The sequence below is a fragment of the Escherichia sp. 93.0816 genome, assembly GCF_013368855.2.
GTDB lineage: Bacteria > Pseudomonadota > Gammaproteobacteria > Enterobacterales > Enterobacteriaceae > Escherichia > Escherichia ruysiae.
This window is the reverse complement of the sequence record NZ_JABWNC020000004.1, coordinates 161,106-171,320: the sequence shown is the minus strand read 5'-3', so window position 1 is coordinate 171,320 and position 10,215 is coordinate 161,106. Positions and strand designations below refer to the sequence as shown.

10 protein-coding genes and 1 pseudogene are annotated in these 10,215 nt (G+C 51.6%); 4 read left to right on the top strand and 7 right to left on the bottom strand.

Going from position 1 to position 10,215, the window contains the following annotated elements; all coding sequences use genetic code 11:
* Nucleotides 1–3: 3 nt before the first annotated feature.
* Complete coding sequence (arnB, locus tag HEM79_RS07020; RefSeq protein ID WP_176242293.1) at nucleotides 4–1,143, bottom strand: UDP-4-amino-4-deoxy-L-arabinose aminotransferase; 1,140 nt, start codon at nucleotides 1,141–1,143, stop codon at nucleotides 4–6.
* 316 nt (nucleotides 1,144–1,459) lie between these two features.
* On the opposite strand from arnB, the gene ais reads away from it, so the two are divergent.
* The gene (gene ais, locus HEM79_RS07015) at nucleotides 1,460–2,062 is read left to right on the top strand and encodes a lipopolysaccharide core heptose(II)-phosphate phosphatase Ais (RefSeq protein WP_176242291.1); all 603 of its coding nucleotides are present in this window, start codon (nucleotides 1,460–1,462) and stop codon (nucleotides 2,060–2,062) included.
* Between the two features lie 38 nt (nucleotides 2,063–2,100).
* Here the strand turns inward: ais and nudI are convergent, their stop codons facing one another.
* The gene (gene nudI, locus HEM79_RS07010; RefSeq protein WP_001249882.1) at nucleotides 2,101–2,526 is read right to left on the bottom strand and encodes a nucleoside triphosphatase NudI; all 426 of its coding nucleotides are present in this window, start codon (nucleotides 2,524–2,526) and stop codon (nucleotides 2,101–2,103) included.
* A 56-nt stretch (nucleotides 2,527–2,582) separates the two neighbouring features.
* Here nudI and HEM79_RS07005 point away from each other — a divergent pair, with 56 nt between their 5' ends.
* The 3 genes from HEM79_RS07005 (at nucleotide 2,583) to HEM79_RS06995 (ending at nucleotide 4,657) form a co-directional block, all read left to right on the top strand.
* The gene (locus HEM79_RS07005) at nucleotides 2,583–2,777 is read left to right on the top strand and encodes a hypothetical protein (RefSeq protein ID WP_309491256.1); all 195 of its coding nucleotides are present in this window, start codon (nucleotides 2,583–2,585) and stop codon (nucleotides 2,775–2,777) included.
* 26 nt (nucleotides 2,778–2,803) lie between these two features.
* Nucleotides 2,804–3,346: a YfaZ family outer membrane protein gene (locus tag HEM79_RS07000; RefSeq protein WP_000712687.1), complete on the top strand. Its 543-nt coding sequence runs from the start codon at nucleotides 2,804–2,806 to the stop codon at nucleotides 3,344–3,346.
* A gap of 99 nt (nucleotides 3,347–3,445) precedes the next feature.
* Nucleotides 3,446–4,657 carry a nicotinamide mononucleotide deamidase-related protein YfaY gene (locus HEM79_RS06995; RefSeq protein WP_176242289.1) on the top strand — a complete coding sequence of 404 codons (1,212 nt, stop codon included), beginning with the start codon at nucleotides 3,446–3,448 and terminating at the stop codon, nucleotides 4,655–4,657.
* Between the two features lie 47 nt (nucleotides 4,658–4,704).
* On the opposite strand, the pseudogene HEM79_RS06990 reads toward HEM79_RS06995, so the two are convergent.
* The 5 genes and pseudogenes from HEM79_RS06990 to glpA all read right to left on the bottom strand — a co-directional run.
* A pseudogene (locus tag HEM79_RS06990) lies at nucleotides 4,705–4,941 on the bottom strand (hypothetical protein); the annotation flags it as partial.
* Complete coding sequence (locus HEM79_RS06985; RefSeq protein ID WP_176242287.1) at nucleotides 4,942–5,889, bottom strand: ISNCY family transposase; 948 nt, start codon at nucleotides 5,887–5,889, stop codon at nucleotides 4,942–4,944.
* 193 nt (nucleotides 5,890–6,082) lie between these two features.
* Entirely contained in the window at nucleotides 6,083–7,273 is a 1,191-nt protein-coding gene (glpC, locus tag HEM79_RS06980; RefSeq protein ID WP_176242285.1) for an anaerobic glycerol-3-phosphate dehydrogenase subunit GlpC, read from the bottom strand.
* Nucleotides 7,270–8,529, bottom strand: a complete 1,260-nt coding sequence (gene glpB / locus HEM79_RS06975) for a glycerol-3-phosphate dehydrogenase subunit GlpB (protein WP_176242284.1) — start codon at nucleotides 8,527–8,529, stop codon at nucleotides 7,270–7,272. Before glpB ends, glpC begins: the two co-directional genes overlap by 4 nt.
* Nucleotides 8,519–10,147: an anaerobic glycerol-3-phosphate dehydrogenase subunit A gene (gene glpA / locus HEM79_RS06970; protein WP_176242283.1), complete on the bottom strand. Its 1,629-nt coding sequence runs from the start codon at nucleotides 10,145–10,147 to the stop codon at nucleotides 8,519–8,521. Before glpA ends, glpB begins: the two co-directional genes overlap by 11 nt.
* Between the last annotated feature and the right edge of the window lie 68 nt (nucleotides 10,148–10,215).

Genomic DNA, 10,215 nt, shown 5'->3' with positions numbered 1-10,215 from the left:
GGCTTAATGTCCTGCGAGTTGCTGAAGGGCAGTGATGACGCGGTCGGCATCGGTGGTGGTCATATTCGGGAAAAGCGGCAACGAACAGATGCGTTCGCTATTCCATTCCGTATTCGGCAACGACAGCGTGGGAAAACGCTTGCGATAATATTTTTGCGTGTGGGCGGCGCGGAAATGTAACCCGGTTCCAATGCCTCTTTCTTTTAACGCTTCCATCAGAGCATCGCGGCTGATACCACAACGTTGTTCATCAACACGTATGATAAACAGATGCCAGGCGTGAACGTGCGACCATGCAGGAACGCTTAAAGGCTGGAAAGGGAGAGTTGCCAGTGCTTGCTGATATTGCAGGGCAATGTCGCGACGGCGAGTATTTAGTTGCTCTAATTTATTCAACTGCGTCAGAGCTATTGCAGCGTTAATATCGGTCAGATTGTACTTATAGCCCGGCGTTAATACTTCAGCCTGCGGCGCGCGTCCCCAGGTTTGCCTGTCATATGCATCGACCCCCAGACCGTGAAATTTCAGCATCCGTAGCTGACGGGCGAGGTTTTCATTATCGGTAACGATCAGGCCGCCTTCCGCGCAGGTAATATTTTTGATGGCGTGGAACGAAAAAATAGCGGTGCCCTTTGCACCAGTATGCTGACCTTTGTAATACGTACCGACGGCGTGGGCGGCATCTTCAATGACCGCGATACCGTGGCGTTCAGCAATGGCGCGAATGGCGTCAATATCTGCTGGCGCTCCGGCATAATGCACCGGGATAATCGCTTTGGTGTAGGGCGTAATGGCCGCTTCGATCGCTTCAGGCGTGATCATCAGCGTATCGCGATCAACGTCCACCATCACCGGCGTTGCGCCCAACAGGGAGATCATATTGAGGGTTGAAACCCAGGTCATGGAGGGTGTGATGACTTCATCATCAGCGCCAATCCCCAGCGCCATCAGCGTGATATGCATTCCAGCAGTGGCCGAGCTGACTGCGATGGCATGTTGATTTCCTGTCAACTGGCAAAAGGCCGCTTCCAGTGCCTGATTCTTCGGACCAGTGGTTATCCAACCGGATTCGAAAACCTCTTGAACTGCAGCGAGTTCTTCCGCGCTTATTGCCGGACGCGAAAAAGGTAAAAAGTCTGACATTGTTTTTCCTTCGGCCATTGAATACCTTTCCCTGCTATTCGCTAATATTTGTCATAGGGAATGTTATGTGTATTTTGCCATTTGGAATGAAATTCTAAGGGTGGAATATTAATTTAACCTTAAGGAATGAATATAAGGCTTAAATATTATTTTTTTTGTTTTTGTATCTTATTCAGGCTTTTAATTTGACAAAATTTAAGGCATTTTGCGTGCATCGTAATGTTTTAATACTATCCCAGCCACTATTTACCGGTGAAAATGTCGTTTGTTTTTGCGGTCATTTAGCTGGCTACGCTTGTCTATAGGTGGAGCTTAAGTGTTAGCTTTTAGTCGGACTTCGTTGAAGTCTAAAAAATATATCTACATTTTACTGGTGCTTGGGGCGATTGCGGGGCTGGGTACACATGCTGCCTGGAGCAGTAATGGTTTGCCGCGTATCGACAATAAAACGCTGGCCAGATTAGCGCAGCAGCACCCGGTTGTGGTTCTGTTTCGCCATGCGGAACGCTGCGACCGTTCCTCTAATCAATGCTTGTCAGACAAAACAGGCATTACGGTGAAAGGTGCTCAGAATGCCCGTGAACTGGGCAAAGCTTTTAGCGCGGACATCCCTGATTTCGATCTTTATTCCAGTAATACCGTTCGGACTATTCAATCAGCGACCTGGTTTTCTGCTGGAAAAAAACTGACGGTAGATAAACGGTTTCTACAATGTAGAAATGAGATTTATAGCACAATTAAGGAGTTGCAAAGGAAAGCGCCAGATAAAAATATCGTTATTTTCACCCATAACCATTGTCTGACCTATATCGCTAAAGATAAACGAAACGTGACATTTAAACCAGATTATCTGGATGGGCTGGTAATGCATGTGGAAAATGGCAACGTTTTACTGGATGGTGAGTTTGTTAATCGGTGATTTGTTAATATGACAGCCAATAATGGCTGTCATTACTGTTACATCAGGCCTTTCAAACGTAATGTTTTCTGAGTGGCGACATTCAAATCATAGTGAGCAAGATCTTCAGGTTTTACCCATGCGTATTCCTGAAACTCTTCGTTAATTTTCACTTCACGGTTGGCAGAGACGCAGTCAAAGATCAGGTAAATCATATAAATCTCTTCCTTGCGACCATCTGCATACGTCTTGATGCGGATGTCATCACTGAACGTCCACGGCGTGATGTCAGTAAGAATCAGTTGCTCGCCCAGCTCTTCTCTGATTTCACGACGTAATGCTTCTTCAATGCGCTCACCGGGTTCTACGCCGCCGCCAGACAGCGCCCATTGTCCGGGGAAAACGCCGCGATCATCGGCCATTTTACACAGCAGATAAGCACCATCATTTTGAATTAAGGGACAAACTATAGTCCGTTGCCGCATGGGAATATTCCTTACAACTGAAAATAAAACAAAAGAATACGGCAATGGATCAACACGTGAAAGCGGCATTGGCCTTTTTTGCGACGATAACCGCGATGATTATTTTTCTGGCAATCAATTTTTGGTGGCTACTTTTTCTGCACTTAATTATTAAAGAAGTATTTAGTTACAATAAGTTAGCAGATCGCTTTTTTCACGCATTGAATCCTCTGTGTCAGGCAGTACAATCCCGCAGCTTTGGGGACTTTTAATTATCTTCTTGCGGGAAAAGGTAAAAATGAAAAAATTTGCACTGCCAGTTCTGGCTGGAATGCTATTGGTTTCTGCATCGGCAAATGCGATAAGCATTAGCGGTCAGGCGGGAAAAGAATATACCAATATTGGCGTCGGTTTCGGTACTGAATCGACCGGTCTGGCATTAAGCGGTAACTGGACACATAACGATGACGACGGTGACGTCGCGGGCGTTGGTCTGGGATTGAATCTGCCGCTGGGACCGTTAATGGCAACTGTGGGCGGTAAAGGCGTTTACACCAACCCGAACGACGGCGATGAAGGCTATGCCGCAGCGGTAGGCGGTGGCTTGCAGTGGCAAATTGGCGATAGCTTCCGTCTGTTTGGCGAGTATTACTACTCTCCGGATTCGCTCTCCAGCGGTATTAAAAGTTATGAAGAAGCGAATGCTGGCGCGCGTTACACCATCATGCGTCCGATCAGCATTGAGGCGGGCTACCGCTACCTGAACCTGTCGGCTAAAGACGGCAATCGCGACAACGCGGTGGCTGACGGCCCGTATGTTGGGGTTAGCGCCAGCTTCTGATGCCTTCCGGCGCGGCGTTCTGCCGCGCCATTCAGTTTCTTACTACGCCTTATCTCCCTTTGCGTTATAGTGATTCGATAACAAAAGCAGGAGATAACCATGTTAAAAGTGGAAATGTTATCCACCGGGGATGAAGTATTACACGGGCAAATCGTTGACACTAACGCTGCCTGGCTGGCGGATTTTTTCTTTCATCAGGGGGTGCCATTATCTCGCCGCAATACAGTGGGCGATAACCTTGATGATTTAGTGACCATTCTTCGCGAACGTAGTCAGCACGCCGATGTGCTGATCGTCAATGGCGGACTGGGGCCGACCAGCGATGATTTAAGCGCACTCGCCGCAGCGACCGCCAAAGGTGAAAGCCTGGTTCTTCATGAAGCCTGGCTCGAAGAGATGGAACGCTATTTCCGCGAACGCGGTCGTGTAATGGCGCCGAGCAACCGCAAACAGGCGGAGCTGCCTGCCAGTGCAGAATTTATCAATAATCCGGTTGGTACGGCCTGTGGTTTTGCTGTGCAACTTAACCGTTGCCTGATGTTCTTTACCCCAGGCGTGCCGTCGGAATTTAAAGTGATGGTTGAGCACGAAATCCTGCCGCGCCTGCGTGAGCGTTTTTCTTTGCCGCAACCGCCGGTTTGTCTGCGGCTGACCACTTTTGGTCGTTCAGAAAGCGATCTGGCGCAAAGCCTGGATTCGTTGCAACTGCCACCAGGTGTGACGATGGGCTATCGCTCCTCCATGCCGATTATTGAACTGAAACTCACCGGACCGGCAAGCGAGCAACAGGCAATGGAAAAACTGTGGCTGGACGTTAAACGTGTTGCCGGACAGAGTGTGATTTTCGAAGGCACCGAAGGGCTGCCAGCGCAAATCAGCCGCGAACTGCAAAGCCGCCAGTTAAGTCTGACGTTGAGCGAGCAATTCACCGGTGGCTTGCTGGCTTTGCAACTTTCTCGCGCGGGGGCGCCATTACTGGCGTGTGAAGTGGTTCCTTCACAGGAAGAAACCCTGGCGCAAACTGCGCACTGGATAACGGAACGCCGAGCTAACCATTTCGCCGGGCTGGCGCTGGCGGTTTCTGGTCTGGAAGATGAGCATCTCAACTTTGCGCTGGCTACGCCAGACGGCACTTTCGCCCTGCGAGTACATTTCAGCACCACGCGCTACAGCCAGGCTATCCGTCAGGAGGTGTGCGCAATGATGGCGCTTAATATGCTGCGCCGCTGGCTAAACGGCCTGGATATTGCCAGCGAGCATGGCTGGATTGAGGTTGTGGAGTCGTTGACGCTGTCGCCACAGGGGGCGTGAAAGAGGGCGTGCCGGAGAGAAGGCTTTTACCCGGCACGTTGTCGCGTTCATTGCAGGCTTAATGGGGTGAGATCGGCATCGGTTAGCTGGGTTGTTGCCAGCACAATCTTACGTTCAAAGCCTTGTTCCAGCATTCGCAAGGCGATTTTAATGGCTTGTTCATGCATGCCTTCCTGCAAACCTTCTAATTTACCTTCTTGCAAGCCTTCAATCTTACCTTCTTGCCAGCCAATTTGGTGTCCTTCCTGCCGTAGCCGTTCAGCAATGGTCATTAATCTCTCCTTTTAATGACAGTTCGGAATATCAGCATCAGTGAGTTGGGTTGTCGCCAGCACAATCTCACGTTCAAAGCCCTGCTCCAGCATACGCAAGGCGATTTTAATGGCTTGTTCATGCATGCCTTCCTGCAAGCCTTCTAATTTACCTTCTTGCCAGCCTTCAATCTTACCCTCCTGCCAGCCAATTTGATGTCCTTCCTGCCGTAGCCGTTCAGCAATAGTCATCAATCTCTCCTTTTGTAGTGGTGAACGTTCGGCAATCTCCTGAATAAAGCGGGTGAAACGGGAGGTATCGCCACATTGCAGGAGATAATTAAACAGTGTTTGCAATTGGCTGTCATTAGTGAAGCCCTTAATCAAAAGCGTGGTGATCCTGTCGACCATGCCGATTAAATCGCGGTCGCGAATATGTTTTTGAATAAGTTCCAGCAGGGCTATACGCCGATGTTGCATGATCTCATCGTCAGGTACGATGGTGATATCCACCAACGGAAAAGCTTCGGTGTACAACTGCCGGGCAAGTTGCGGATCGTTAAATTCATCCAGCCAGTTGAGAGAATACGGGTAGGGCGAGGTTTCGCCATGATAAAACAGCAATGGCACTACCAGCGGGACTTTGTCATAACCTTTATCCTGGTGACGCTGCATGGCGGCGGTGGCATAGCGCATCAGCCGAAAGGCCATATTCTTTTCCGCAGAACTTTGATGTTCAATTACGCAGTAGATATAGCCGTCACCTTCGCTGGTTTCTACCGACCACAAAACATCCGAGTAGTAAGCGCGTAAGCTTTTTTCAATAAAACTTGTGGGTTCCAGCCTTAACGTATGCAGATTACACAGCTTACGTAACGGTTCCGGTAGATGTATTTCCAGAAAATCCCGTGCGGTATCGGGTGAGAACATAAAGGTTTTAAATACCGCATCATGCGGGGAAGAGGTTGTTGATTCAGTCATGGTTGTCCGTCACCTGATATTTATGATGACGCGACATTACGGTTATCCCAGGCCTTTGACATCTGCCAGTTTCAGCCTTTGCGAGACGTTTTCAGAGGAATTTTCATTGTGATGAAACGCATACATTGGGTACGGAATCGCGCACGCAAAAATGCCCGATAAGCAATGCGCTTACCGGGCATCAGAAGGGAGTTTAAGCCAGCGCCTGAGCCAGCAGCGTAATCGGATGTTCGCAGCGAAGACTTGTGGACATCTCAATCTGCCATTTGCAGGTTTCGCAGTCGGTAACCACCAGATCCGCGCCGCTCTCTTCTATCTGGCGGAACAGCGGTGCACCGATGGCTTGTGAGGCGGGGTAGTTCTCTTTTTTGAAACCGTAAGTACCCGCAATACCGCAGCACTGGGAATCCAGCACCGTTAACTCAAGCCCTGGGATCTTACGTAAAAGTTCCAGGGTGTAGAGCGTCCAGCCCATTTTTTCCATATGGCACGGGGTGTGATAGACCACTTTTAGCGGCAGTGATTTCAGCGGCAAGGTTTTGCCTTCGTCCAGCTTGCGCCACAGCCAGCGGGTCGCCAGTTCGATATGATCGCGCAAGCCTTTGTTGTCGACATTCAGCACTTCCGGGTACTCGTCGCGCAAGGCAAACGTACAGGTAGAGGAGGTGGCAATGACCGGAATGCCTTTTACCCCCACAGCTTCGCGGATCGATTCCACGTTAGTGATTGCCTGTTTACGCGCTTTATCGGTAAAACCGTTGGCGATGAGTGGCACACCGCAGCATTTCTCTTTGCTGAGCAGTTGTACGCCGGTGCCCATCGCGTTGAGCACTTTAATTAAATCCTTGCCTAACTGTGGATGGTTGTAGTTAACGAAGCAGCCGTGGAAAAAGGCCACCTGGTCTTTATATTGCGCCTGCTGCGCAGCCACGCTGCGATACCAGCGACGGAAAGTGCCGAAGGAGTATTTCGGCAGCGTGCGGCGATGGTCAATTTTTAACGCCGCATCAAGCAGTTGTCGCACTGGTTTCAGCGAGGTAGCGGTGTTGACGATAGGCGCGAACGGCGTGGAAACACTGCCCATCAGGTCGGTATGACTCAAAACGAAATTGCGCAGCGACGGGCGCGTGGTGTCATATTTCGCCCGCGCGCGCTGGATGATATCGCCAATCTTCACATCGGACGGGCAGGCGACTTCGCAACGTTTGCAGTTAATGCAATATTTCAGCGCCTCGTCATACAGGGCACCATCTTTCAGACGCAGACGTTCACCGTCCGGCCCGGCCTGTTTTGGCCCCGGATAGCCAGGATTAACCCGGCTCACCGGGCAGGCGGTGGTACAGACGGTGCACTTAATGCAATTTTCGAAGCTGGTATCGTTCATTGTTGGCCTCCTGCGCGTTGGGCAATCTGTTGAGCAGCATGTAATGCACTGACAGCACAAACGCCGCCGCCGCATCCCTGAGCGATAGGATCATATCCGCCCAGCACCGATCCGATGGCAAACAAGTTTTCTACCGTCTGGCCTGCCTGCGATGGGCGTAGCGCCTCATCAGTGGTTACACCGAACTGCTGCCATGGTTGCGCCGCAAAAAAATCACTTCGATACCACTCACCCCGCGTGGCGGTTTGCAGCACATCAAGGCCGAGAATCGGCTCGCGAATGCCGTTGCGTTCCGCGACCAGTCCGCCGCTAAAGAAGCTGCCGCTGGCGAGAACCGCGAAACGTGGACGCAGCGGGATGTCGGCGTGATTGCGGGTCCAGATTTCATTCACCACGCCATTTTTACAGGTCACTTTTTTCACTTCATCGCCCGGCATCCATACACCGCCCTGGCGCACGAACTGACGTTGAAGCTGATTTTGCAGACGAATGCCCAGCACGGAAGGTGGCAGTGTCGGCAGTAACATTAATGAACAGGGTAATTGTTCGTTCAGCCAGCGCCAGAGTCTGTCATCAGCCAGGCCGAAGCAGGCTGGCATCAGGATCATTTCACAGGTGTTGGCGACAGGGATAAGCGCATCAAGCAACAGTGGCCAGTTTTCTTCGTTATCAAGGAAACGGGCAATATTTACCGCGCGGAACTCGGTGGCGTTATTACGTAGCACATCCAGTTCCGGCAGTTCAATTTCTGCGGTTTCAACCGAAAGATCCAATTCACGTAACGAAGCTGCTGCAAGATGCGCCTGAAAATCCATCAGCCCGCTGATACCCACCACACATATTTTCTTCGCTGGCAACGGCCAGACGGGGACTTCTGGCGAGCTTAGCCAGGTTGAGCGCAGAGTGCCGAGCGGTGTAACTCGCTGGTGAGCCAGTTCAACGCTACCCTGCAATTGCGCACCGCTTTCAGCGATCAATGCCTGCGCCTTGCAAGCGAGATCGAGCACGCGCTGTGAGCCGAGAACACTGTAAGGATGGGCAGGAGCCTGATGGTACAAAGATTCCAGGCCGTCGTGAATGTCTGTCACCGTTTGACCGTCAGGCAGATGGCTCAGTAAATCCAGCGATCCGGACGAAAAATGCAGCGCGCTTTGACCACGAGTGACAATCGCACAGCGCAGGCCGTGTTTTTGCAGTTGCAGACCGCAGAGTAATCCGGCAAGACCGCCGCCCATAATGACAGTATCAAATCGCATCTTTCTGCTCCTTCTCCAGACCACACAGTCCCTGATAAACCCAGCGGGTAAATTCGCTTTCGCGCAGCGCATCGCCCCAGGCAACAGGTTGCACGCCTTTCCAGCGTTCGTTCAGGAAGGTGGAAAGTTGCTCGATAGATTGCGCAGAGGTGGTGACATTAAAGCGTTGCAGCAGTCCGGCGGCGCGGCAGGCGCAGAGTTCGCCCTGGCAGGTGCCCATTCCCACACGGGTACGACGGCGCAAATCTAACAGACTGTTAACGTTTAAATTTTCTACTGCATATTGCACTTCGCCTGCGGTAACGGCTTCGCATTCACAGACCAGGCTGCGGTGCAAACGGCCTTCACTTAACCAGGCGGGCGTACGATCGCCGTGACGGTAAACCGCAGAACCGCGCAGCGGGGCTGGGAGGGAGATGATTTTTTGTAGCGTGGCTTCAGCCGGTTCCTGTGAACCTGGTAGCGGCGTATCGGCAGTGATGCAGGGGCGCGTGTTGCCCAGTTTGCGGCACACCGCGTCAGTAGCCCATTCAGCCATCAGGCGGTAGGTCATCAGTTTGCCGCCGGTGATGGTGATAAATCCGTCAAGACCATCGCGTTCGGCGTGGTCGAGCAGCACGATGCCGCGACTGACGTTACGTCCGCTCGGGTCATCATCGCTGGCAACCAACGGGCGCACGCCAGAGTAGGCTCGCAGAATACGCGTTTTCGCCATCACCGGAGCCAGTTTTTCCCCTTCACGCAGCAGAATATCCACTTCTTCTGCCGTCACTCTGTTGTCGTCGATCTCATTGTAATCAATACGTAAAGAGGTGGTTCCAATCAGCGAAATGGTATCGCCGGGAACCAGAATATCGGCATCAGAAGGTTTACGGCAGCGGTTGATCACATGCTGATTAATGCGGTGATCCATGATCAGCAGCGATCCTTTTGCCGGGAACATGCGAATACGCAGATCGGCATATTCGGCAATATGTTGTCCCCAGATCCCGGCAGCATTAACCACCACAGGTGCATGAAGTGCCTGGGTTTCGCCGGTGAGATGGTTACGCACACGAACGCCACACACCGTCGCGCCTTCACGAATCAGGCCAGTGACTTCGTGGGCGGTAAGGATAACCGCACCGTGTTCTTTTGCATCGAGCATATTTGCTGCGGTCAAACGAAATGGGTCAACGGTGCCATCCGGGACTTTCACTGCACCTATCAATGCCGGGTTAACGGAAGGTTCGATAATGCGCGCTTGCTGCGGATCGATGGCTTCTGCGCTTATTCCTGCTTCTTCGCAGGCGCGAATAAAAGTGGTTTGAAAGGAGAGGTCATCTTCCGGCAGGGTGATAAACAGGCCGTTGGTCGGCTCAACACAATGACGCGCAATGCGTTTTAATATCTTGTTTTCACTAATACATTCGCGGGCCGATTCCGTATCGGTTACCGCATAGCGCGCGCCGCTGTGTAGCAGACCGTGGTTACGCCCGGTCGCGCCTGTGGCGATGTCATGGCGCTCAACCAAAATCACGCGCAGCCCGCGTAGGGCACAGTCGCGGGCAATCCCGGCTCCCGTTGCGCCGCCGCCAATGATAATCACGTCACTTGATTGCGAGTCGCGAGTTTTCATTGTTATCCCTCTGAAGTTCGTTTTTTACCATTTAGCCATAGTAAAAACATGAATTGTTTGATTTCGCG

Coding starts and splice junctions, on each gene's coding strand:
- arnB (WP_176242293.1), bottom strand. CDS start 1,143: ATGTCAGACTTTTTACCTTTTTCGCGTCCGGCAATAAGCGCGGAAGAA.
- nudI (WP_001249882.1), bottom strand. CDS start 2,526: ATGCGGCAACGGACTATAGTTTGTCCCTTAATTCAAAATGATGGTGCT.
- HEM79_RS07000 (WP_000712687.1), top strand. CDS start 2,804: ATGAAAAAATTTGCACTGCCAGTTCTGGCTGGAATGCTATTGGTTTCT.
- HEM79_RS06995 (WP_176242289.1), top strand. CDS start 3,446: ATGTTAAAAGTGGAAATGTTATCCACCGGGGATGAAGTATTACACGGG.
- HEM79_RS06985 (WP_176242287.1), bottom strand. CDS start 5,889: ATGACTGAATCAACAACCTCTTCCCCGCATGATGCGGTATTTAAAACC.
- glpC (WP_176242285.1), bottom strand. CDS start 7,273: ATGAACGATACCAGCTTCGAAAATTGCATTAAGTGCACCGTCTGTACC.
- glpB (WP_176242284.1), bottom strand. CDS start 8,529: ATGCGATTTGATACTGTCATTATGGGCGGCGGTCTTGCCGGATTACTC.
- glpA (WP_176242283.1), bottom strand. CDS start 10,147: ATGAAAACTCGCGACTCGCAATCAAGTGACGTGATTATCATTGGCGGC.